The organism is Streptomyces drozdowiczii (genome assembly GCF_026167665.1).
GTDB lineage: Bacteria > Actinomycetota > Actinomycetes > Streptomycetales > Streptomycetaceae > Streptomyces > Streptomyces drozdowiczii_A.
Genome location: NZ_CP098740.1, coordinates 6,859,892 through 6,883,121, shown reverse-complemented (window position 1 = coordinate 6,883,121; position 23,230 = coordinate 6,859,892). Strand labels below are relative to the sequence as shown.

The window sequence follows — 23,230 nt, the reverse complement described above, 5'->3', positions numbered from 1 at the left end:
GAGCTCGGCTGCGCTCGAAGGTTCAGGGGTGGGGGCGGACGACCCGGACACCTGCGGGGTTCGACGGTCGCGACCTTGATACCCGCAGTGGGCCGCTGGTCACTGTGAACGGAAGCATCATCGCCCTACGGCATTCCCGACAGAGCATGGGGCAGGGTTCGGTCAGGTGCCAGGTCGGGCACCCGCCGAACTTGCTCCCCCGCGACACATGTGATGATGTCGCCCCCTCATCGTCGCTGCCGGTCTTCTCGACGAGCTGCCACGCCTCGTCCCGAAGGCCCCGGCCGAAGTTCCTGCGGATAGGGGGAACCCGGCTGGGAGGACTTGGAGCGGCAGGCTCGTTTCTTTGGCCGGTCAGAAGGTCGACCGCCTTTGCGGCTCTGCCGGTGCTTGTTGTGCGCGGAGGTGCCGGCGCAAGACGATGGTGCTTGCACATCCGGCGAGGGCACCGAACACGAGTGCCGCAGATGCACCGGAGCCTGTGGAAATGTAGTACAGAAGTGGGCCGCCCGTGACGGCCTGATAGGTGAGGAGCGAGTGCCACATGTCGTTTACCTCCGCCCCCAGCGTGGTGGCGGCTACGGCCGCGAGTACGTAGGAGGGAAGGGTGACGTGGTCGAACAGCGCTGGGAGGAGTCGCAGTGCCCACCAGACGGTTGCGACAAGGACTACCTCACCGAGCCGGTAGAGCAGCCAGCGTCCGAGCGTGGGTCCGGTGGGTGTGGTCCAGGCGCTGAGTTGGAGCCATTGCCGCAACAGGTCGCCGGGCTCGGACAGCCGGCCGTTACCGGTGAAACCGGTCTGGATGTAGGCGGCCACTTTCTGGTTCGAGGGCACGGTGAGGGCGAAGAGGATCACTGCGGTACCCAGCGTTGCTGCGAGCCGTGCTGTTGATGTCGGGATTGACGTGGGCGGATGAGGTGTTGAGACGGGCTCACGGCTCAGCAGAGCCGTGACGCCTGTAGTCGCGACTGCTGCCGCCAGAGCGGCGACGAGGGGAAGGTCGCGGCCTTGAGACATCGTGCTCGCGAGGGTGGGCAGGAGCTGGTGAGTTGCCGATCCGCCGGATGCCGCGGCCCAGGGGGCGGAGACGGTGACGGCGAGCATGGCTGCGGTGATTCCCCAGCCCCATAGGGCCGTCGTGCGGGCGATGGTGTGTCTGGCAGTGTGGCCGGGGAGCCGGCGCAGCAGCAGGGCCGCGCCGCCGGAGAAGATGAGGATGAGTGCGGCGTAGCGTACGCGTATTGCGGTCTCCCGCAGTGCCGTGTAGTCGGCGCCATGGCCGCTGGCACCCGTCGGGTAGGTGAACTGGGGTGAGGACGGCACCTCCGTCGACCATGGCATCATCCACGCCTTGAGTCGGTGCGGGTCAGCGCGGCAACAGGTGAGTGCGTACCCGGCGGCCAGCAGCAACTCGTTGCGCTCCCGCAGTGCCCGCTCGCAGCGCGAGATCGAGCTGGCTGACATGACGGCGGGTACGACGTACACGAAGCGTACGAGGGAAGTCCACAGCCTTGTTGTAACGGCGGCAGAGGGTTCCAGGCCATTCCCCGCAAGGAATTGTCGCCTCTCGTACTGGTGGTGAACATGGCCGGCATGGACATTGGTGTACTGCTTCCGACCGGAACCGCCCAGTGGGGCCCTGCCGACAGCGCTCGCGAGCTGGTCGCCTTCGGCCGCTACGCCGAACGCTTGGGCTTCGCCTCCCTGTTCGCCAACGATTCTCTGCTCGGCCCACGCGTCGAGGCGCTCACGATGCTGGCCGCACTCGCTCCGGTGACCGAGACGGTGACGCTGGGCACCGCTGCACTGATGCCGTTCCTGCGCCGGCCGATCCAGGCTGCGCAGGCACTCGCCTCGATCGACCTGCTGTCCGCCGGCCGCCTCACCGTGACCGTCGGCGCCGGCTTCCCCGGCCGCTTCGGGCGGCCCCTCTACTCACTGTCCGAGCTGCCGTGGGAAAGGCGCTTCGCCCGGCTGGACGAGACTGTCGCACTGTGGCGGGCCCTGTGGGACGGCGCCGCAGCCTTCCACGGCGAGATCCTGCGGTTCGAGGACATCCCGCCCGCGACCAGGCCGCACCGAGCCGGCGGACCGCCTATCTGGCTCGGCGGTGCGACCCCAGCAGCGCTGGTCCGCACGGGCCGGGTGTACGACGGGTGGCTGCCCTACCCTCCCGACCCCGCCGACTACGCGTCCGGTCTCCGTGACGTCCACAAAGCGGCGATCGATGCGGGACGCGAGATGGAGGACGTCACCCCCGCACTATTCGTCTCCGTACGGATCGACGACGACATCGAGAGCGGCCGTCAAGCACTGGAGGACTACGCGCGGGCCACGTACGGCATGCCCCTCGAGGAGCTGGAAAAGATCCAGGCAGTGGTCACCGGCTCCGCGGACCAGGTACGCGAGCATCTGGAAAGGTACGTCGCCGCCGGTGCCCGGCACATCGTCGCCCGCCTCGGTGCCCTGGACCTGCACTCCCAGCGCGACCAGCTCGAACAGATCGCAGAGCTGATCCCCGCCGTCCAGGCGGCAACAGACCACACCTCCACCTCGGAAAGCTTTTGCCCCCGGCCCAACTGACACGCAGCGCCGATGGTGGAGCAGGTCTCGCGACGCCAGGATGGTATCCGTACGCGGCCCGCGTTCCGAGGCGTCCTCCGGACCGAGTCCGAAGCACGCCCGACAGGAGATGACAGGCCCGCCTGGGGTGGGCGCTTGCTCCTGGCCTATGGCCTGAAGACGCCCAGCCGTGCCGGCAGGAACTTGGTGGAGCCCTTCTCCCGCGTGCGAAGGCGAGGTGTTGGAGGGTGCCCGCTGTACGGATCGATGAAGCTCCTGGTAGACGGTTCTCGACCAGGAGCACCCGTATCCGCCAGGAGCTTCGCGTGCTTGTCCACCCATCGTCGATCGATCTGTCCAGCGGCGCCCTGCGCTACTTCAACACGCTGTTCCGTGTCCGGCAGCGAGAGGTCGGGACCCGGTGGCGACGGCTGTCTGTCAGCCGTCAGGCCCTGCTTGTACTCGCCCACCTGCGGTGTGGGGACACACCTACGCGCGGCTCGCTGCTGGGTTCGGTATCGGCGTCGCCACCGTGTAGCGGTACATGCGCGAGGTGATCGACGTCCTGGCCATCGCCGCGCCGACCCCGGCCGTGGCGATGAAGATCGCACGAGCTAAAGCCTTCGCGATTCTGGACGGCACCCTCCTGCCGATCGACCGGGTCACCGCGGCCCACGCACGCCAGGATCCGCTGTCTCGGCGAGCATGTCACGGCCACTCTGAAGGGCTGGCGCCTTCTGCGGAAGCTCCGCTGCGGCGCCAACCGCATCACCGCGATCGTTCAGTCGGGGCGGAACCCGGACGGCAGACGGATACCGGGAGCAGCTGTCATACGTCGGCCGGTGCGGGGCTCGTCGTGGCCGCAGCGGCCTCGCTGTCTCCGAACACTTCCTGAACGAGTGCTTGGGTCGCCTGCTGGAAGGCCTGGGCCATGGACATCGAGGCATCGTCCACATAGTTGAGCGCCGCGGTCAGGGTCCTGGTGCCGTCCGGGGTGCTGTACATCAACGCCGCGTGGCCCGCCATTCCTCCATTGTGGGTGATGACCTTGCCACCGTCCGGGCCTATGTCCTGTACGAAGACGCCGAGGCCGTACCCGGCTTTGGGGTGCGGCCGGAACATCTCGGCCAGCAGCGGGGCCGAAAGGAGCTTGCCGCCCGTCAGCGCGGAGATGAAGGTGTGAAGGTCGTGGGTGGTCGAGATCATGTCGCCGCCGGTGGAGATCCACGAGGGGTTCTGACGGGTGACGTCCACCGTCGTCTCCTGACCTCCCTCTTCCTCGTAGCGGTAGTAGCCGTGCGCGTGCGGCTCCGCAAGGCCGGTTTCGGTCTCCGGCAGCGAGGTGCCGGTCAGTCCCAGAGGCTGCAGAATCAGCCGCTCCATCTCGTCGGCGAGCGAGTTGCCTGTGACCCCTTCGATCAGCAACCTGATCAGCACGTAGTTGGTGTTGGAGTAACTCCAGTCCGTGCCCGGCTCGAACCGTGCCGGCTTGGACAGGGACAGCCGTACGAGTTCTTCCGGCCGGTAGGTGTGGAAGCGGTTGTCCACCCATTCCCGGCCTGCCGTCGTCGCGGCGATTCCCGGTGCGAACGTTCCGTCCTCGTAGTACTCGCCGGTGAAGTTGAAGATGCCGCTGGTGTGCTGCAGAAGCATGCGTACGGTGATCCTGCGGTCCAATGGCAGGTCGGGGAGGTAGTCCGCGGCGGGAGTATCCAGATCGATCGTCCCTTCGGCGACCAACAGGAGCGCTGTGGTGGCGGCGAACGTCTTGGTGTTGCTGCCGATCCGGATGTGCCCGTCCGTAGGAGGCTTTGCCGTCTCGTCCAGCTTGCACAGGCCGGCACTGCCCGACCATGGGTCTCTCTCGTCGTGCACACGTATGGCCACGCCGGTGAATCCGGAATCGATCATCCCGTCGATGATCTTCTGCAGCTCGGGTCGGTCCTTTTCGGGCGGTGTGAGGGACATGTCTGTGGGCTCCTGTCAGGGTATGGGGAAGGCTGTAGCGGGCGGGGTCGTGATGGGCACGGTCATCGGCGCAGGGGTAGGTTCTGCTGTGGTGGGGGGCTCCGCACCGCGACGGCGGGCCCGTGGCGCCCCGGGGACAGGAGAGCCCTCTGCTTCGCTCTCCGGTTCTCCCCTTCTGTCCCGACGGATGGCCGTTGCGCGGCCTGCGCGGGTGAAGGCATGCGTAGGGAAGGCATGGCTGGTGCCCTTCGATCGAGGAGTGACGCGTGGCGGGGGGCCGCTGGGGAAGCGGCAGACGTGGAGTCCCCGACCGTGCAGCGGACATCGGCACACGGGCGGGGCGTGGGGATAGTGGTCAGGCTCCGGCCGGAGGGATCCACTCCACGAGCTGGATCACCACGCCGTTAGGGTCGGTGAGTTGCAGACCCCACTCCCCCCAGGGCTCCATGCGCGGCGGAAGTGTGATCCGTGCTCCTTCGCGTCGCAGACGCTCGTACTCGGCATGGATTCCGGTAACCGTGAAGGAAACGACGGCGCGCACCTGTGTGGGCGGGTGCCGCTGCGAGCTGCCCGGGCCGACGCTGCTACGTAGGACGATGTCGGTGGCCGCGTCGTCGCGGGCGAGGTGGGTGATTCCCTGGGCCACCAGTACCTCGCGAAAGCCGAGGTGGCTCACGAAGAACCGGGTCGACAGAGCCGGGTCGTCGACGGTCAGTACCACGGCCGACCCGATGATGTTCATGGCCTGAGCTCCCTCCGCGAATCTGTTGCTCACGGGGTCCAGCTTCACGGCCGGGGAGAGGGGCATCAAGGTCGTATCCTGCAACGATCGTTAAGCCGGCGGTACACGAAACGGGGTGGGCGGCGTGGAACTGCGGGAGATAGAGATCTTCCTGATGCTGGCGGAGGAGCTGCACTTCGGCCGTACGGCCGAGCGGATGCGCGTCACGCCGGCGCGGGTCAGCCAGGTCATCAAGAAGCAGGAGCGTGCCATCGGTGCTGAGTTGTTCAAGCGGACCAGCCGCAGTGTCCAGCTCACGCCCGCCGGAATCGTGCTGCGGGACGGCCTTGCCGCCGGTTACCAGCAGATCAAGGAGGCCTTGGCCTCCGCGGTGGCCGTGGGCCGGGGCATCACCGGCGAACTCAACGTCGCGTACTCCGCGGCGTGGTGCGGCATTCTTGTCGTGGCCGCGACCGATATATTCCGTGCGCGCCAACCAAACTGCCTCGTCCGTATCCACGAGTCGCCTCTCCTGGACCCGATCGGTCCCCTGCGCGACGGCACGTATGACATTCAGTTGGTCGAACTGCCCATCGACGAGCCGGACATCGTCAACGGCCCGGTCCTCTTCTCCGAGCCGCGTGCGCTCGTCGTTCCCGTCGGCCACCCGTTCGCCCGGCGGGGCACCGTCTCACTGGAGGATCTCTCGGAAGCTCCCCTGATCACCGTCACGGGCCAGCCCCAGTACTTCCTCGACCACCACTACCCGCACCGCACGCCCGAGGGGCGCCTGATTCCGCGCGGTCCGTCCACGACGGCTTGGCAGGAGGTGCTCGCCCTGGTCGGCGCGGGCAAGGGCGTCTCCCCTACGTGCGCCCGCGCCGCCCAGTACTACTCGCGCCCAGATGTGGTCTACGTGCCGTTCAGCGACGCACCACTGGTCGAATACGGCCTCCTGTGGACGGCCGCGAACAGCACCCCGAAAGTGCAGGCCTTCATCGAGACCCTGCTGGAGACGGCCCGGTCCTCGGACCTGGCCGGGCTGTAGCAGGCGGCAGCGAGTTGAGTCGTTCGTGAGGACGATTGCACGGGGTTGCGAACAGGCAGCGGACTTGCCCTCCGGCCCGTTCCTCCGGGTCATGCCGGGTTCTCGGGCTCCCCGCCGGCCGGAAGCTTGACGTCGGTGAGCACGACTCCGAGCGTTCGCTCCAGGCCGCGGGCGCCCGTATCGGTCAGGTCCACCACGCGAGGGCTGCGCCCCCACCGCACCCAGTCCAGCGCGAACAGACGGGCTGTCAGTACGGCTCCGAGGCCGCCCGCGAGGTGGTGCTGATGTTCACTCCAGTCGACGCAGTAGCGGATCGCGGGCCGGCGTGGCGGCAACCGGTCCGTGTCGATGCCGAGTCCGGCCAGTTCCGTGCGTCCGGAGCGGGTGAGCCGGTACCGGACGTCGTGGCCGTAGGAGGCGGGCCGGTCGCGCACGGACTCGTCGGCCCGGTGGATGCCGTCGTGTCCGGTGAGAATGCCGCGTTCCAGCAGGCCACACATGAGCGCCACGCCGAGCCGCCCGGCGAGATGGTCGTAGCAGCTACGGCCACGGTGGAGGGCGATGGCACGGTTGCTCTGCTTGAGCGAGTTGATGGCCAGTGGCGGCGCGATCAGCGCAAGGCATTCCAGGGCCGCGCTCACGTCCGGGCCGGCGAGCCGGTAGAAGCGGTGCCTGCCCCGTTGCTCCACGGTGAGCAGTGCGCCCTCGACGAGCTTGGCCAGGTGTGCGCTGGCGGTGGCGGCACCGATGCCGGCCTCGGCGGCCAGGGCGTTCGCCGGAAGGGCGCGGCCGTCGGCCAGACACTTGAGAATTCGGGCGCGCGAGGGGTCGGCGATGAGGGCGGCGGCCCGTGCGATGTCGGTTTGGTGCTTGAGCGGCTCTCCCGAGGACTCAAGCCCCGCGGTACCGGTCGTCGAGTGAGCGCGGTCGCGGACGGTGTTCGGCATGAAAGGACCGTAGAGCAACGATACTTCGCCGGACAACGAAGTATCCGGGGCAGATGCTCTTGCCATGACTACCGCGGCGATGAACAACACAACCGTCAAAAGCTCCCCCGCCCGCCCCCTGAAGTGCCTGGCCGGGACCGGCGGGGCGGGGTGGACACGACGCACGACAAGGCGCCCCTCGCCCTGGCACCCCTCGTCGCCCTCAGCCTCGGATACTTCCTGGTGATGCTGGACGTCACGGTCGTGAACGTCGCGCTCCCCGACATCCGGGCCTCACTGGGCGCGGGGCCCTCCGCCCTCCAGTGGGTCGTCGACGGGTACAGCACCGTTTTCGCGGCACTGCTGCTGTTCGGCGGAGGGGCCGCCGACCGGTTCGGACACCGTCGTGTGTTCCTCACCGGCCTCGGCCTGTTCAGCGGGGCTTCGGTCTTCTGCGGACTCGCCGGTTCGGCGGCGCTGCTGATCGTGGGAAGGCTCGGCCAGGGAGCCGGAGCGGCGCTGCTCGTTCCCGCTTCGCTCGCGCTGCTGCAGGCCACCTTCCCCGACCGTGCGACCAGGGCCCGAGCGATCGCTGTCTGGGGGCTGTCGCGTCGGTCGCCTTCGGTGCCGGTCCCGCTGTCGGAGGCATCCTGGTCGCCGGCTCGGACTGGCGCGCCGTGTTCTGGCTGAACCTGCCGCTCGGCGGCCTTGCCGTGCTGCTGACGCTGCGCCACCTGCCGGCTCCGGTGGTGCGTGGCAGGGCCCGGAAGACGGATCCGGTGGGCCAGGTGCTCGCCGTCGTCGGACTCGTGGCGGTGACCGGCGGTCTCAACGAAGCGGGCACACGGGGCTGGACGTCGCCCCTGGTCCTCTCCGCCTTCGCAGTCGGGGCGGCGGCTCTCGTATCCCTCGTCCTGACGACACGGACTCTCGAAGCACGCGTGGGGGGCAGGCGCGCCCCGCTGCTACGGCCGTCCATGTTCCGGTCCCGCTCCTTCACCTCGGCCACCGTGATCGGGATGCTGATCAGCCTCGGCTACTACGGCATGCTCTTCCTCGCCACGCTCTACTTCCAGCAGGAACGCCACCTCAGCGCCCTGGAGACCGGCCTGGCCCTGCTGCCGTCCGTGTGCATGGGACTGATCGCCGCCCCCCTGTTCCACCGCGTCGCGCCCCGAACCGGCCCGTACGCGCTGATGGCCGTCGGCCTCGTTCTCGGCGCCGCGGGATTCGCCGGCTGGATGTTCACCGGGCCCGGCACCCCCTACCCGGTTCTGCTTTTCGCCCTGGTCGCGACCGGTCTGGGCCAGACCATGACCGCCCTCGCCGCCACCGCCGTCGTCGTTGACACCGCGAACGTCTCCGACGCCGGCGTCGCCACCGCCGTCTTCAACGTCGCCCGGCAGGTCGGCAGCACCGTGGGCGTCGCCCTCTTCGGGACGTTCGCCGCCACGGCACACCACTTCACCTCCGGTCTGCGCCTGTCCGCCGGCATCGCGGCCGCCGCGTTCGCCCTCGGCGCACTCCTCGCCCTGCGGACCAGGCCGGCCAGTCCGAAGCTTGCGGGTCCGACCTCCTGACCGCACTCCCCGCATCCATGGCCGGCGCCGCCGTCCGCGAAGCCGCTCGAACACCCCGGGGCACGGCGCCCTGCCATCACCCAGAGACCCCGCCCGCAATCGGCCACGGCCGTGAGGAGAAAACGCCATGACGACAACGACCCGACACCCCGAAATCCTCCGCTACACCGCCTTCTCGGACGCCCCGGAAGGAGGAAACCCCGCAGGCGTCGTCCTGGACGCCACCGGACTGACCGACGCCGAGCAGCTCGCGATCGCCGCAGAGCTGGGATACAGCGAGACGGCCTTCTTCACGGCTCCGCCGGCCGAACTCGTCGGCCGGGACCGGGCCTACACCGTCCGCTTCTTCTCCCCGCGCGCCGAAGTCTCCTTTTGCGGACACGCCACCATCGCCGCCTCCATCGCCTACGCGGAACGACACGGACCCGGCGACCTGCTGCTGGCGACTCCGGCCGGCACCGTCCCGGTAGAGGTGTCCGGTGCCACGGACGGGACGCTGCGCGCGACCCTGACCAGCGTCGAACCCGCGGTCCACATGGTGGCGGAGGACGACGTCGACGAAGCACTGCAGGCGCTCGACTGGACCCGGGCCGACCTGGACCCGCAATTCCCGCCCCGGATCGGCTACGCGGGGGCCCGCCACCTGATCCTGGCCGCGCGCACCCGCGCCCGGCTGGCCGACCTCGCCTACGACTTCGAGCGCCTTGAGCACTTCATGACCGCTCTGGACCTCACTACAGTCCAGCTCGTGTGGCGTGAGTCCACGACGGTCTTCCATGTGCGCGACCCCTTCCCCGTGGGCGGCGTGGTCGAGGACCCGGCAACCGGCGCCGCAGCCGCCGCATTCGGTGCCTACGCCCGCGAGCTGGGGCTCGTACCCGAGGAGACGGTTCTCCACCTCCACCAGGGGGCGGACATGGGCCGTCCCGGCGAGCTCCGAGTGGAGCTGTACGCCGGGGACCCGCGGGTACGCGTCAGCGGCACAGGAACCCGTATCCCCGAGACCGGCGCGGGGAGTGAAGCGGCTCCACACCCCGACCATGCCCGGTAAGCACGGGCGCCGCCCGGTGCGCCGCCAGGAAACTGTCAGCTGACAACCCGTCTGCCGACAGCGTGCGCTGCCGGCAGACGGAAGGGCTCAGTGGTCGTTGATGAAGTTGACCGCGTAGGAACCCTGGCCGCCCTGGCCCTCGAAGGTCAGGCCTATGTTGCTGTACTCGTGCAGGTTGTACTTGCCGCCCTGGCTGGCCCGGTGTGTGACACACGTTCCCTTGCCGGTCGAGACGGTTGCCTTGTAGTGGCTGATGTTCAGGTCCCAGTCGTCGACCGTGACGAACGCGGAATGGCCGTTGGCCGACGTGTCGCAGACGGAGATGATGTCCCCGTACTCCTCGACGTACACCCGGACGCCGGTGCCGTTCCAGACGTGGTCCCAGTTGATCCCCGTCGGCGCCCCGGCCGCGCTGGCCGGTGTGGTGGTGACGGCGCTCAGTCCGGCCGCGGCCACCGCACCGACAAGAGCCGCGATGCTGCGGCTGCGCAGTCGGGAACGCATGCCGGCAGAGACCGTTGAAGTTGTGCGCTGCATGAACCCTCTTCGTGATCGTGATGCGGAACAAGCCGGAACCCCGAGGACGAGGACTTCCTTCCCCAGGGCTGATCCGACAACGCCCCAGACGGCCGCACGGCGTGTCATGGTTCCCCGAGGAACGAACTGGCATCCGTCCTGCTCGCGAACGTCCGCCGGTGACTCGCCGAGCATCACGCTGCGGGGCGGTTTCTGGGCGGCCCCCATTGCGGGCGTGACTTCCCGGCACGGCCGAAGCCGTCCCGTACCGCGTCGTCGACGATCCGGTTCAGACACCTGCCACGGCCTGCGCCACCGAATCGTGAGGGCGCCCGTGTCGTGTGGTGGCGAGCGTCGGCTGCCTCCCGACGAAAGTGAAACGGGGTTGCTGGGTAGGCGTACACGCAGTACTCGGACCACGGCCGCAGGCAGCCGCTACAGAGGGGTAGGGAAGGACATGTCGTACACGCAGCTCCTGGCCAAGGGAGCGGGGCAGGGTACTCCGCCCTTCTGGATCATCGCCATTGCTCTGATCGTCATCGTCGGCGCGGCGTTTCTCGTGTCAAGGGCGCGCAGGCGGTAGGGCGCCTACGGTTCCGGCGCGGAACCGTCTTCCACGGACGGGATCCGGACGTGCCCCGGGCCCTGCCGAAAGCCTGGAGCCGATGGTGCGCCGTGACCTGGTGGGAAGGCCTCGACGTCGCGGGCGGTGAAGACGGCATCGACGCCACGTCGAGCCTCCCCTCCTTGAGCTCGTGCACCGACGCCACACTCGCTCGCGCCACCTCCCCTGGCCCCTTCTCAATGTGGTGGTCAGCTCCTTCGCGCCGGTCGACGGGATCGGGAGGTCCGAGCCGGCCCCGGGCACCATGGCTTCCCCTGGGGACTGGCCGCGCCCGTGTGCGGCGTCTCGGCTGTCGAGGACGTCCGTCAGCCGATCAGGTCCAGGACCTCGTTCGTGGGCCGGACGTCGCCGAACGACCGGTAGATCGTGTGCAGGGTGGCGTTGTGGTCCCTGTCGCGCCGGGCCGCATTCGCGTCGGCCACCATCAGCACGCGGAGGCCAGCGGTGGCGGCATCCCGGGCCGAGGACTCGCAGCAGACGTTCGTGAGCGCACCGGTGATGACGACGGTGTCGATCGCGCGCTCCGCCAGCAGCTCCGGCAGCACGCAGCGACCGGGGAAGAAGGCGCTGTACGCAGTCTTTTCCACCACCAAGTCGTCCGGGCGTACGTCGAAGGCGTGCCACACACGCGAACGTGGCGGCCCTTCGCCGCCGGTCGCCGCGAACGTCTGGCTGACGACCGGGCCGTAGAACTCGCCGCTCACCCTCCCGAGCGGCGCCTCGTTCGCCGGCAGCACCCATGCGACCAGGCCGCCGGCGGTGCGCAGCGCTTCAGCGATGCGGCCGATGTTCGGCACGATGCCGCGCACGTACGGGTTCGCCTCGACGAAGAACGGCACCATGTCGATCACGATCAGCGCGGTGCGCGCCGGGTCGAGGCTCGCGTAGGCGTGCCTCCTACCGCGCCTGGCCTCCTGCCGGACATACTCCCGAGGCTCGATCCGCCACTCGTGCATCTCCGGGTCGGTCTGCATAGGCCCTCATCCCTCATTCCCCCGAACGGCTCTGCGACTGCCGGAGCGGCATGACGAGCTTCCCGCGGTGAATTCACGGAATGTAGACGCCGTTCCCCGACGAATTCCCGCCTACCCGGGAACGCGGGGCGGGACGCCGCCGGCGGCCGCACCGCAGACCCCTTCCAGCCCCGCCACCCGGAACAGCGCTCTCGCCGGGCTGTTCTCGTATTCGGAAGGCTGGTGGGGGCGGCCATCAGTGCCTGGTGCGCGAGTACTAATGTCAGGGTCAGCGAATTGCCCATCTTCGTCCGTTGTGCTCATGAGAGCGCTTCACCCCTCATGAGCACACCATCGTCGATGCAGCCTCAGTTCGTTTCTGGCGGATCCACGAGGAAGGCAAGGTCAGCATGGTTCGGGACGGTCACTCGGTGACGGTCTCTTCTCTCGGCAGGTTGGTACGCCGACTGCGGCTCGCGCGGGCGCTCACGATCGAGCAGCTCGCGGAGGCTTCCGGGGTATCCGTCCGCGCGATCGGTGACATGGAGCGCGGTCGCAGCACGAAGCCCAGGCACGGCACCGTCGCGGCGCTGATGCAGGGCCTCCGGCTCGGAGAGGCGGAGGCCGAGGAATTGTTCCTGGCCGCGCGTGCCGACCGCAGCGACAAGGCGGCGGACGTGCCCGCGCCCACCGCGCATTTTGCTCCGCTGCCTCGGGGGATCCGTGACTTCGTCGGGCGCGAGGACGAGTTGAGAGTGTTGGGTAACCTCATTGAGGAGGGCACTCGCTCCGGCGCGGGGCGGGCCGGGGCCGCGCCGCCGTTGCCGCCGGTGGCTGTGGTGTCCGGGGTGCCCGGTAGCGGTAAGACGACCCTGGCACTCCGCCTTGCCGAGGAGCGGCGCTCGGACTTTCCCGACGGCGCCTTCTTCATCGACCTGCGTGGCCTGGAGGACCGGCCGCCGACTCCGGACGAGACGGTCGTCCGGCTGCTGAATGCCTGGGGGGTCGACGACGCGCAGGTCGGCCGGCTCACCAGTGAGGAACGGCTCGCGCTCTACCAGTCCACCGCCGCCGGGCTGCGTGCCGTTCTGGTTCTGGACAATGCCGGCCATGAGGCACAGGTCAGGGCGCTCCTCCCGGCGGAGGGGCGCATGCTCGTCGTGGTGACCAGCCGCCGGCCGCTGGCCGGGCTGAGCGGTGTGCACCGCCTGGCGCTGGGAACGCTCGCCAGATCTGAGTCCACCGCTCTGCTGCGGGCGGTGGTGGCCGACGGGCGGGTCGATGCCGACCCGGACGCGGCGGCCCGGGTGGCCGTACTGTGCGGCCACCTCCCACTGGCCCTCAGGGTCGCGGCGAACTGGGCGGCGACTCGCTCCGGTTGGACCCTGGGACGGCTCGCGGATCGGCTCGCCGACGAGGACCGCCGGATGGATGCCCTCAGCGCGGGCGATCTGGGAGTCGCCTCGGCGTTTCACCTGTCGTACTCCCGCCTCGCCCCCGAAACGGCGCGTGTGTTCCGCCTGCTGTCGCTGATTCCCGGCGGGGACTTCGGTATCCCGTACGCAGCCGTGCTCGCGGAGACGAGTGCCGTGGAGGCGGAGAACAGGCTGGAGGAATTGCTCGAGGCCGGGCTCCTGATGACGTCGGTTGGGGACCGCTACCGCTTTCACGACCTGTTGCGCCTGTACGGGCGCGCACGAAGTCGCGACACGGACGACGAGGCGACTTCGGTGGCTGCTGCCGCCCGGTTGCGGGGGTGGCTCCTGGATACGGTGGCCGCTGCCGCGCAGGTCGCCACTGGAGGGGTGGAGGCCCCGGAACGCGGTGACTCGACGGCGTCGCCAGAACACTTCCGCACTCGTGAGCAGGCCCTGGAGTGGCTGCGTGCCGAGAGCGACAACTGGCTCTCAGCCCTGCGGCGGGAGGCCGAGCAGCAGAATCCCGGACGGGTGGTCGTGATCGCGTTCGCCGTCGAGGCCGTGTGCAACTCCTGGATCTCCTGGGGAAACTGGTCGGAGGTGTTTGCTCTCGGCGCTCGTTCAGCCGAGGCGACGGGCGATCTCGATGCCCAGGCCGGATGCCTGAGCATGCTTGCCTGGGTGCACTGGCAGTGCCACCGGCGACACGAGGAAGCGCTCGAGGCCGCGACCTCCGCGCTGGCCATCGCGTCCGCGTGCGGTTCCCTCGGCCGGCAGGCAGAGGCATACATGTATCTGGGCTGGCTGCGCGATGTCGTGAACGATGTGGTGTCCGCCGTCGAGGACATTGCGCAGGCCATGGATCTTTTCTTGCGTGCGGGCGACACTCGCCGGTATCTCCAGGCGGCGAATATGAACATCACAGTGCTGCGCAAGGCCGGCCGCGGACAGGAGGCGATCGAGACGCACCACGCGGTGATGGGCTCACTGGCGCAATTGCCGGGCGGGGTACATGACCCGCGCTACGCCGTCACTGTCCGCATCTCCCGTTACCACGTCGCTTTCGTGTATCTGAATGAGGGCCGGTGGGAGGAGGCGGCCGAAGTACTGGCCGGGCTGGAACAATCGTACGCGGACAGTGGATTCCACCTCGCGACGACCAAGATCTACTTGTACCGGGGCCACTGCCTGGCCCATCTCGGCCTGGCAGCGGAGGCGGAAGGGGACTACCGGGCCGTGCTGGGGCTGGGTGATTCCGCCCCGGTTGATCTGCGGGAGGAGGCGCGGGCGGGTTTGGCCGGACTCAGTGCGGGCGCTCTGCCCTCCCGTACTGCTTTCGAGTAGGGCACCCGAGCGAAGGAGCACCGGGAACCGGTGCTCCTTCGCTGCGGACAGGCAGTTCCAAACCGCCTGGTGTCTGCCTGGTTACCGCGGTGGCGGCTTGGTTGGCTGGGATTCGGCGGAAGGAGCCGGGCGCAGGACGATCTGCGTCCGGCTCCTTCCGCACTTCCCGCCCGACTTCCCCACTCCGTTCCCAGGAGACAAGGAGCACGCACTTGAGCCTTTTGCTGCCTGCCGGCCCCGTCCACGACGAGGAAGGCCTCGCCCGCTGGGGCTCGCGGTGGGGCGACGCCGCGATGCCGGTCTCCGTCACGACCGCCGACGGCAGGGCCCCGGACGGGGACGTCGTCATACACCGGCTGGGGGCCGTGACCGTCTCCGCCGTTGTGTCGGGCGCGCAGCGCGTGACCCGAGTCCCGGTGCGGAGGTCGGGCGCGGACGAGCCGGACCTCGTGCTCCTGTTGCACCCGCACGGCTCGGCCACGTACCGGTGGCGCGACGGCGATGTCCTGGCCGGGCCGAGCGTGCTGCTGATGCACGACAGCGCGCAGCGGTGCTCGCTGTCGTACGAAGGTCCCTTCACCGCTGTTGTGCTGCGGGTGCCCGCGCGGGCGGTCGGTCTTTCCGCGGAGCAGTTGGGCTCGGTGGCCGGCACGGCCCTGCCCACGACGAACGGGACGGCTGCGCTGCTCGCGTCGTTTCTCCCTGCCGTTACCTCCCCGCGGGCTGGGCGCCCCGCGTCGGCGAACGGCTGGGAGCCGCGCTCGTGGACCTGGTGACGCTCCTCGTATTGGAGCACAGCGCGCCGGATCCGGAGACGGTGCAGGACGGTCCGCGCGGAGAGCTGGTGCGCAGGGTCAGGGCGTACATCGACGGGCACTACCGGGACCCTTCGCTCTCGCCGGAGTCCATAGCCAGGGCCCATCACATCTCGCTGCGGTACCTCCACCGGGTCTTCGAGGCGGAAGAGTCGACTGTGGGGCGTCTCATCCAGCGGCGTCGGCTCGAGGAGAGCGCACGCGAACTGGCCAGGCCCGGGCGTCGGGCCGTGACCGTGACCGCCGTCGCCCAGCTGTGCGGCTTCACCAACGCGGCCCACTTCAGCCGCGCCTTCCGCCAGCTGCACGGGTGTTCACCGCTCGAGTGGCGGTCGCGCGCCTTCGCTGCGAGCGGCGTGCCGAACGAGGCGGGGCGTTTCGCCGTACGACGGCCGACGGCCGGGCGCTGAGCGGCAAGGCCCCGTACACCGAGCGGCTCCCCGGCCCGCTCCCCCGCTCCTAGCCTCGCACCGGCGCGGTACACGCCGCCGCCCCAGGCTTCGAGTGAGGAACACCATGCAGTTCGGCATCTTCAGTGTCGGCGACATCACCGCCGACCCCGTCACGGGACGGCCGCCCACCGAGAGGGAAAGACTCAAGGCGATTCTGGCCATCGCGCTCAAGGCGGAGGAGGTGGGTCTCGACGTCTTCGCTCTCGGGGAGCACCACAACCCGCCGTTCGTCCCGTCGTCACCCACCACTGTGCTCGGCTGGATCGCTGCCCGCACCGAGCGCATCGTTCTGTCCACGGCGACGACGCTCATCACGACGAATGACCCGGTGAAGATCGCCGAGGACTACGCGATGCTCCAGCACCTGGCGGAGGGGCGGACCGACCTCGTGCTGGGCCGGGGCAACACCGGCCCGGTGTACCCGTGGTTCGGGAAGGACATCCGGGACGGGATTCCGCTCGCCGTGGAGAACTACGCGCTGTTGCGGCGGCTCTGGGACGAGGAGAGCGTCGACTGGGAGGGCCGCTTCCGGACACCGCTGCAGGGATTCACGTCCACTCCGCGCCCGCTCGACGGCGTGCCGCCCTTCGTGTGGCACGGCTCCATCCGCAGTCCCGAGATCGCCGAGCAGGCCGCCTTCTACGGGGACGGCTTCTTCGCCAACAACATCTTCTGGCCGGCGCGCCACTACCAGCGGCTCATCCGCCTCTACCGCCGACGGTTCGCCCACCACGGCCACGGTACGGAGGAGCAGGCGATCGTGGGGCTCGGCGGGCAAGTCTTCATGCGCAAGAACTCCCAGGACGCCGTGCGGGAGTTCCGGCCCTACTTCGACAACGCGCCTGTCTATGGGCACGGGCCTTCGTTGGAAGAGTTCACCGAGCAGACCCCGCTCACCGTCGGGTCGCCGCAGCAGGTCATCGAGCGGACGCTGCGCTTCCGTGAGGACTTCGGTGACTACCAGCGGCAGCTGTTCCTCATGGACCATGCCGGGCTGCCGCTCAAGACGGTCCTCGAGCAGCTCGACATCCTGGGCGAGGAGGTGGTTCCGGTGCTGCGCCGTGAGTTCGCGGCTGTCCGGCCCGCCGGTGTCGCCGAGGCTCCCACGCACGCGGCGCGCGTGCGTGACCTGGCGGGGGCCGCCCGATGAGCCGCCCCGTACGGCGCGTCGTGGTCGTGGCGGGCGGGCTCGGGGTCCCCTCGGCGACCGCGCTGCTCGCGTCCCGGCTCGGCGAGGCGACGCGCAACGCCTGCGCGGAGGCCGGGGTCGAGTGCGTCACCGAGGAGGTCTCGTTGCGCCCGCTCGCCCGTGACATCGCCTCCGCTCTCGTCACCGGCTTCCCGCCGCCCGCCCTTGAAGAGGCGCTGGAGCGCGTACGTGCGAGCGACGCGCTCATCGCGGTGTCGCCGGTCTTCGCCGCATCGTTCTCGGGGCTCTTCAAGTCGTTCGTGGACTTGTGGGACCCGGACGGTTTCACCGGACGGCCGGTCCTCGTCGCCGCGACGGGCGGGACGAGCCGGCACTCGCTCGTCCTGGACCACGCTTTGCGGCCTCTCTTCGCGTATCTGCGCGCCGCGGTCGTTCCCACCGGTGTCTTCGCGGCCACCGCCGACTGGGGTACGGGAGCCGAGGACGCCGATCCCGCGCTGCCCCGCCGCATCGAGCGTGCGGCGGCCGAACTCGCCACCGCCCTCGCCGGGCGCGGGGCTTCGGTGGTGTCCGGTTTCGCCGAGGAGGAAGAGGAGGGCATCCGTGCGTTCGTGGCGCAACTGCGCAGCCCCCGCGCGCACTCGGCGGGGTAGGCGCCGGGCGCGGCCGGTGGACGTCTGCCGTCGCACCTGGACGGAGCGAACGTGAACGGCGTCGTGCACGTCCTGACCGCGGACGTCGTCGGGCCGCACGCTCACCTGGCACGGTTCACCGTCCATCTGCGGCATCTTCCGCACGACCCGCTCGCCGTCCACTGCGACTTCCTGTCACCCGACGGCCGGCCGACGGCGACCTGGGTCTTCGCGCGGGCCCTGCTGGAGGAGGGTGTGCACGGCCTGGCCGGTGAGGGCGACGTACGCGTACGCGCGGCCGGTACTCATACGGAACTGGTCCTGCGGTCGCCCTCGGGCAGGTGCGTCCTGTACCTCCGCACCGCCGCAGTGCTCACCTATCTCGCCCGCACCGACACCTGGCCGCCGGCGGTCGCGGAGTGCGTCGCGCGAGCGGTCGACGAACTGCTCGCGGGCCTCACGACGGCCGACTGACGTCTCTGCCCCGGGGCCGCAGGTGTGCAGGCAGGGCACAGGAAGCGGGCCTTCACAGTCAACTGCCTTCTCACCGGCGGCCATAGGTTCGCCATGTCGAGCGCGGCACCGGTCGGTGTCCAGCTGCTCTTACCTCATCCCACTTATCTCACCCGAGGAATCACCATGTTCGATCCCAGCTCCGTTCAGGCCGCCCCGAGTCCGGACCTGCTGACACCCGACAACGCGATGATGCTCTTCGTCGACCACCAGCCGCAGATGTTCTTCGGCGCGGCGAGCGCTGACCGTGCAGGCGTCATCAACGCCACGGTCGGGCTCGCCAAGTCCGCCCGCGTCTTCGACGTGCCGGTGGTGCTGTCCACGGTGGCCGCCGAGTCCTTCTCCGGCCCGATCCTGCCGCAGCTCCTGGACGTCTTCCCGAAGCACGAGGTCATCGACCGCACCTCGATGAACGCGTGGGAGGACGCCGCGCTCGTCGAGGCGGTCAAGGCCACCGGACGCCGCAAGATCATCCTGTCCGGGCTCTGGACCGAGGTCTGCCTCGTCCTTCCCGCCCTCTCCGCGCTCGGTCAGGGCTATGAGGTGTACGTCGTCGCCGATGCCTCCGCGGGTGTCACCGCGGAGTCGCACGAACACGCCATGCAGCGCATGACGGCTGCGGGCGCCGTGCCCGTCACCTGGCTCCAGGTGCTCCTCGAGCTCCAGCGCGACTGGGCGCGCGGCGAGACCTACGCCGCGACGCTCGATGTCGTGAAGGAGCACGGGGGCGCGTACGGCATGGGTGTCGTCTACGCCCAGTCGATGATCAGCCCGCACGCGGCCGGCTGATCCACTCCCTCGGTGCCCGGCACCCCGTGGTGCCGGGCACCGGTCATTTCCCTCCAACAATCCGAAGGAACCCACCATGTCTTTCCTCACCGTCGGCCATGAGAACAGCACCCCGATCGACCTCTTCTACGAGGACCACGGCAGCGGCCGGCCCGTCGTCCTCATCCACGGCTACCCGCTGGACGGCCACTCCTGGGAGAAGCAGCTTCCCGTCCTGCTCGATGCCGGATACCGCGTCATCACGTACGACCGGCGGGGCTTCGGACAGTCGTCGCAGCCCACGGCCGGCTACGACTACGACACCTTCGCCGACGACCTGCACGCGATCATGGAGCGGCTCGACCTGCGGGACGCGGTCCTCGTGGGCTTTTCGATGGGCACGGGCGAGGTCGGCCGCTACCTCGGCAGGTACGGATCCGAGCGCGTCGCCAAGGCGGTGTTCCTCGCGGGCCTCGAACCCTTCCTGCTGAAGACTGAAGACAACCCGGGCGGCGTCGACGGCGCCGTCTTCGACGGCATCCTGGAAGCCGTGACCCGCGACCGCTACGCGTACTTCGAGGACTTCTACCAGGACTTCTACAACCTGGACGAGAATCTCGGAACCCGCATCAGCGAAACCGTCGTGCGCGCCAACTGGGCGACCGCGGCGGGCTCCTCCGCGTACGCCTCACGCGCGGCCGTCCCGACGTGGCTCACCGATTTCCGCGAAGACATCCCGAAGATCGACGTGCCGGCCCTGATCGTGCACGGCAGCGGTGACCGCATCCTGCCGATCGGCGCGACCGCCGAGCGCTTCCACGCGGCGCTGCCCGCCGCCGAGTACGTCGTGCTCGACGGCGCCCCGCACGGTCTGCTGTGGACACACGCGCAGGAGGTCAACGAGGCGCTGCTGGCATTCCTGAAGCGGTAACTCCCTCCTTCTGAGGCTCTCCCCGGTGCCGGGGCGGTGACGAACGACGTCACCGCCCCGGCACCTTCGTGCGTGCGGACGCGGGCTGCGATCAGTGCGTCGCCGACACGCGGTACGTGGGTATCCCAGGAGGGCCGCAGGCGCAGCGAAACGCCCCGCGCCCGGTGGACCGGGCGCGGGGCGGATGGTGGGGAGATCAGCGGGTCCGAAGGTTCCCAGGAGCGGACGCGTCGTTCGCCGCCTCGGCCGCGAGGAACCACACCTGCCGCTCGCCCGTGCGGACGATCGAGGACACGAGCAGGTCCTCGGTGCCCGAGTCGCCGAGGGCGCCGAGCCGGGTGGCGGCCTCGCGGGCGTCCACGAGGATGCCCTCGTGTGTCCTGAGCAGCCGGTGCAGGAGATCCGGCACGTCCTCGGCCCCGTCGGGGAAACGGGGCACGGAGGTCAGTTCGGCGGCGTGCCGGGGATCGGCGACGGCGACACCGCCGAGGATCTGCACCCGTTCCGCCAGCTCGTCGACGAGCGCCTGCTGTTCGCCGGCGTGCCGGTCGAAGAGGAGGTGCAGCGAGTGGAAGAGGCCGCCGCGGACCTGCCAGTGGCCCTTCTTGTAAAGGGCGTAGAGCATGTGGGTGTCGGCGAGTACGCGGTTGAGGCGCTGGGCGGCGTACCGCCGGGTGTCGGCTGTGAGGCCGAGCGGCACAGGGCGCACCGTCCCGAATTCCTGGAGTACGGCGGGGCGAGAGGTCTGCTGGGTGGTCATGAGGCGTTCCTCGGGGTGGTCGCGGGTGAGGGTGTGCGGTGCAGGAGCAGACGGGTCAGCAGACCGCTGGCGAGCCCGAGTGCGAGGCAGCCGGTGCTCAGCCAGGCGGGCCAGGGGGTGGCTCCGAGCCGGGAGTCCAGTGACCAGGCGCCGGGGCCGGCCAGGACGAGTGCGGCCGGGACCGCGATGAGGAGCAGGGGGTATTCGTAGCCGTCGTTCTGCACCCACAGGCCGTGCGGGCGCTTGACGGTGAGGGCGACGGTCATGACGCCCATCACCCCGGCACCGGCGAGCGGTGTGAGGGCCCCGGCGGCGAGCAACAGTCCGGCGCCCGCCTGGGTGCCTCCGGCGGCGAGAGCGGTGAGCCGCCCGCCGCGGAATCCGTCCTGCCGGAACTCCTCGACGCCGCCCGCGAGGCCCTTGCCACCGAGCCGGAAACTGATCTTCTGCACTCCGTGGCCGGCCACGAGCAGTCCCGTGACGAACCGGAGCAGCAACAGCGCGCTGTCCACGCGTGTTTCTCCTTGTGGTGAGGTCGGTCAGAGCACATAGCAGGGGTCGAAGACCCGCGGCGCGGTGCCCTCGGGAGCGAAGCCGCGCGCCACCCGCCACTGCCGGTGCTGTTCGGAGGCGCCGACCGCCTCGGCGATCCGGTCGGCCTGCCGCGCGCCGATGAGGCCCGGCGCCGGTGTGGCCTGGTAGCCGCCGAAGTGGGCGACCGGACTCCAGGCCGGGGCGAGCGGCGGCAGCGCCTCGTCGACGCCCTCGTGCTCGGCCGCCGCGTACACGATCCGGCCGCCCACGACGGTCAGTACGGACTCGATGTGCGGAATGTCGTCCTGGTGGACGGAGAAGTAGTCGTGGCTCAGCAGGGTGAAGTCGGCGTAGCGGCCGACACCCAGGGTGCCCTTGACATCCGACTCGCCCGTGATCCTGGCTCCGCCGACGGTGTACAGCTCCAAGGCGCGTTCGCGGCTCAGCAGCCGCTCCGGCGGGTAGAGGCACAGGTCCCCGACCGTGCGCCCGGTGACGAGCCAATGCAGCGCGACCCATGGGTTGTACGAGGAGACACGCGTCGCGTCGGTCCCGGCGGCCACGGTCAGGCCCGCCTCCAGCATCTCGCTGACCGGTGGGGTGCGGGCGGCGGCCTGCGCCCCGTACCGTTCGGCGAAGACCCGGCCCTGGAACGACATCCGGTTCTGCACGCCGATGGCCCCGCCCAGCGCGGCGATCCGCTCCAGGCTGCCGGAGGAGACGGTCTCGGCGTGGTCGAAGAGCCAGCGGCCCTGTCCGGGGAAGAGCCCGTCGGCGGCGAGCTTCTCGAAGACGGCGAGATCGCGGCGGATCGTCTCGTCGTACGTGGCGTGGAGACGGAAGCCCCAGCCGTGTTCGAGGAGCAGCCGGACGGCCTTCTCGAACTCGCTCTCGTAGCCGGGGGCGAGGCTGGGACGCGGTTCAGCGAAGTTCTCGAAGTCGGCGGCGGCCCAGATCAGGTTCTCGCCCGCCCCGTTGAGCCGCAGCCAGGCGTCGCCCTCGTCAGGCTTCACCATTTCCGTCCAGCGGGCCAGGTCCGCCAGTTCCTGCCCGGCCGTCTGGGGGAAGAGGTGGTAGGCGATGCGCAGGGACAGCTCTCCGGCCCGGGCGAGGTCGGTGACGGCGGCGTAGTTGTCGGGGAAGTTCTGGAAGCCGCCTGCCGCATCGACCGCCGAGGTGAGGCCAAAGCGGTTCAGCTCGCGCAGAAAGTGCCGTGTGGACAGGCGTTGCTCCTCGGGGGCGAGGCCGGGGGCGCGGGCGAGCGTCGAGTAGAGGACCAGGGCGCTGGGTGCGGCCAGGAGGAGGCCGGTCGGCTCGCCGTCGCGGCCCCGGACGATCTGACCACCGGCGGGGTCGGGGGTGTCGCGGGTGAGTCCGGCAGCGCGGACGGCGGCTCTGTTGAGCAGCGCGGACTGGTAGAGGTGCAGCACGAAGACGGGTGTGTCGGGGGCGGCCGCGGTCAGTTCGGCGACGGTCGGCATGCGGCGTTCGGCGAACTGGTCGGCGGTCCAGCCGCCCACGACACGGATCCACTGGCCCTTCGGCGTACGCCCGGCCTGTTCACGCAGCATGGCGAGGGCCTGCCGCAGCGAGGGCACACCGTCCCAGCGCAGTTCGAGTACGTAGTTGAGTCCGCCGCGGATCACATGCAGATGGGAGTCGTTGAGGCCGGGCACGATACGGCGCCCGAGGGCGTCCACGACGCGGGTGCCGGGGCCGGTCACGGCGGCCACGTCGGTCTCATCACCGATCGCGAGGATCACGCCGTCGCGTACGGCGAGGGCCGAAGCGGCGGGCCGGGCCGGGTCACCGGTCCACACCTTGGCGTTGCGGACGACGAGGTCGGCGCCGGCCGCTGGGGCGAGGCCCGGCTGCGGTGTGAACCCGCCGACGGGCATGGAGGTGCTGCTGGTCATGGAATGAGGCTCCAGTGGGTGGTGAAAGAGGTACGGCGGCAGGA

At 69.7% G+C, this 23,230-nt stretch carries 20 protein-coding genes and 2 pseudogenes; 13 read left to right on the top strand and 9 right to left on the bottom strand.

What is annotated here, in order from left to right:
• Positions 1–354: 354 nt before the first annotated feature.
• The gene (locus tag NEH16_RS31160) at positions 355–1,488 is read right to left on the bottom strand and encodes a hypothetical protein (protein ID WP_265546465.1); all 1,134 of its coding nucleotides are present in this window, start codon (positions 1,486–1,488) and stop codon (positions 355–357) included.
• A gap of 108 nt (positions 1,489–1,596) precedes the next feature.
• On the opposite strand from NEH16_RS31160, the gene NEH16_RS31155 reads away from it, so the two are divergent.
• Positions 1,597–2,586, top strand: a complete 990-nt coding sequence (locus tag NEH16_RS31155; RefSeq protein ID WP_265546463.1) for an LLM class flavin-dependent oxidoreductase — start codon at positions 1,597–1,599, stop codon at positions 2,584–2,586.
• A gap of 305 nt (positions 2,587–2,891) precedes the next feature.
• Positions 2,892–3,235, top strand: a pseudogene (locus NEH16_RS31150) (helix-turn-helix domain-containing protein); the annotation flags it as partial.
• Positions 3,236–3,393: 158 nt separating this feature from the next.
• Here the strand turns inward: NEH16_RS31150 and NEH16_RS31145 are convergent.
• A complete protein-coding gene (locus NEH16_RS31145; RefSeq protein ID WP_265546461.1) occupies positions 3,394–4,533 on the bottom strand; it encodes a serine hydrolase domain-containing protein in 1,140 nt (379 codons plus the stop codon).
• A gap of 355 nt (positions 4,534–4,888) precedes the next feature.
• The gene (locus NEH16_RS31140) at positions 4,889–5,275 is read right to left on the bottom strand and encodes a VOC family protein (protein ID WP_265546460.1); all 387 of its coding nucleotides are present in this window, start codon (positions 5,273–5,275) and stop codon (positions 4,889–4,891) included.
• Positions 5,276–5,399: 124 nt separating this feature from the next.
• Here NEH16_RS31140 and NEH16_RS31135 point away from each other — a divergent pair, with 124 nt between their 5' ends.
• Positions 5,400–6,302, top strand: coding sequence for a LysR family transcriptional regulator (locus tag NEH16_RS31135; RefSeq protein ID WP_265546459.1), 903 nt, complete (start codon positions 5,400–5,402; stop codon positions 6,300–6,302).
• An 89-nt stretch (positions 6,303–6,391) separates the two neighbouring features.
• Here the strand turns inward: NEH16_RS31135 and NEH16_RS31130 are convergent, their stop codons facing one another.
• Positions 6,392–7,249: an ArsR/SmtB family transcription factor gene (locus NEH16_RS31130; RefSeq protein WP_265546457.1), complete on the bottom strand. Its 858-nt coding sequence runs from the start codon at positions 7,247–7,249 to the stop codon at positions 6,392–6,394.
• 225 nt (positions 7,250–7,474) lie between these two features.
• Between NEH16_RS31130 and NEH16_RS31120 the strand changes: the two are divergent.
• Together NEH16_RS31120 and NEH16_RS31115 are read left to right on the top strand one after the other, a co-directional pair.
• A pseudogene (locus NEH16_RS31120) lies at positions 7,475–8,808 on the top strand (MFS transporter).
• Between the two features lie 127 nt (positions 8,809–8,935).
• On the top strand, positions 8,936–9,859 hold the full coding sequence (locus tag NEH16_RS31115; RefSeq protein ID WP_265546455.1) for a PhzF family phenazine biosynthesis protein: 924 nt from the start codon (positions 8,936–8,938) through the stop codon (positions 9,857–9,859).
• An 87-nt stretch (positions 9,860–9,946) separates the two neighbouring features.
• Here NEH16_RS31115 and NEH16_RS31110 read toward each other — a convergent pair whose 3' ends face one another.
• Both NEH16_RS31110 and NEH16_RS31105 read right to left on the bottom strand, forming a co-directional pair.
• The gene (locus NEH16_RS31110; RefSeq protein WP_073969776.1) at positions 9,947–10,363 is read right to left on the bottom strand and encodes a hypothetical protein; all 417 of its coding nucleotides are present in this window, start codon (positions 10,361–10,363) and stop codon (positions 9,947–9,949) included.
• Positions 10,364–11,305: 942 nt separating this feature from the next.
• Complete coding sequence (locus NEH16_RS31105) at positions 11,306–11,974, bottom strand: isochorismatase family cysteine hydrolase (protein WP_265546454.1); 669 nt, start codon at positions 11,972–11,974, stop codon at positions 11,306–11,308.
• A 410-nt stretch (positions 11,975–12,384) separates the two neighbouring features.
• Here NEH16_RS31105 and NEH16_RS31100 point away from each other — a divergent pair, with 410 nt between their 5' ends.
• From NEH16_RS31100 to NEH16_RS31065, 8 genes are all read left to right on the top strand, one after another.
• Entirely contained in the window at positions 12,385–14,715 is a 2,331-nt protein-coding gene (locus tag NEH16_RS31100; protein WP_265546453.1) for a helix-turn-helix domain-containing protein, read from the top strand.
• A 212-nt stretch (positions 14,716–14,927) separates the two neighbouring features.
• The gene (locus NEH16_RS31095) at positions 14,928–15,491 is read left to right on the top strand and encodes a hypothetical protein (RefSeq protein ID WP_265546451.1); all 564 of its coding nucleotides are present in this window, start codon (positions 14,928–14,930) and stop codon (positions 15,489–15,491) included.
• Positions 15,479–15,940, top strand: coding sequence for a helix-turn-helix domain-containing protein (locus NEH16_RS31090; RefSeq protein ID WP_265546449.1), 462 nt, complete (start codon positions 15,479–15,481; stop codon positions 15,938–15,940). Before NEH16_RS31095 ends, NEH16_RS31090 begins: the two co-directional genes overlap by 13 nt.
• A gap of 106 nt (positions 15,941–16,046) precedes the next feature.
• Positions 16,047–17,132: an LLM class flavin-dependent oxidoreductase gene (locus NEH16_RS31085; RefSeq protein ID WP_265546447.1), complete on the top strand. Its 1,086-nt coding sequence runs from the start codon at positions 16,047–16,049 to the stop codon at positions 17,130–17,132.
• Entirely contained in the window at positions 17,129–17,785 is a 657-nt protein-coding gene (locus NEH16_RS31080; RefSeq protein ID WP_265546444.1) for a CE1759 family FMN reductase, read from the top strand. The genes NEH16_RS31085 and NEH16_RS31080 overlap by 4 nt, the downstream gene beginning before the upstream one ends.
• 51 nt (positions 17,786–17,836) lie before the next feature.
• Positions 17,837–18,238, top strand: coding sequence for an SsgA family sporulation/cell division regulator (locus NEH16_RS31075; protein WP_265546442.1), 402 nt, complete (start codon positions 17,837–17,839; stop codon positions 18,236–18,238).
• A 165-nt stretch (positions 18,239–18,403) separates the two neighbouring features.
• Positions 18,404–19,066 (top strand): hydrolase, encoded by a 663-nt coding sequence (locus NEH16_RS31070; RefSeq protein WP_265546440.1) that lies wholly within the window; start codon positions 18,404–18,406, stop codon positions 19,064–19,066.
• A gap of 76 nt (positions 19,067–19,142) precedes the next feature.
• Entirely contained in the window at positions 19,143–19,976 is an 834-nt protein-coding gene (locus NEH16_RS31065) for an alpha/beta fold hydrolase (RefSeq protein WP_265546439.1), read from the top strand.
• A 196-nt stretch (positions 19,977–20,172) separates the two neighbouring features.
• Here the strand turns inward: NEH16_RS31065 and NEH16_RS31060 are convergent, their stop codons facing one another.
• From NEH16_RS31060 to NEH16_RS31050, 3 genes are read right to left on the bottom strand one after another with little or no spacing between them, the layout of a single operon-like run.
• Complete coding sequence (locus NEH16_RS31060; RefSeq protein ID WP_265546437.1) at positions 20,173–20,736, bottom strand: Dps family protein; 564 nt, start codon at positions 20,734–20,736, stop codon at positions 20,173–20,175.
• Positions 20,733–21,248 (bottom strand): DoxX family protein, encoded by a 516-nt coding sequence (locus NEH16_RS31055; protein WP_265546436.1) that lies wholly within the window; start codon positions 21,246–21,248, stop codon positions 20,733–20,735. Before NEH16_RS31055 ends, NEH16_RS31060 begins: the two co-directional genes overlap by 4 nt.
• Positions 21,249–21,275: 27 nt before the next feature.
• Positions 21,276–23,186, bottom strand: coding sequence for an amidohydrolase (locus tag NEH16_RS31050; RefSeq protein WP_374215585.1), 1,911 nt, complete (start codon positions 23,184–23,186; stop codon positions 21,276–21,278).
• Positions 23,187–23,230: the final 44 nt, after the last annotated feature.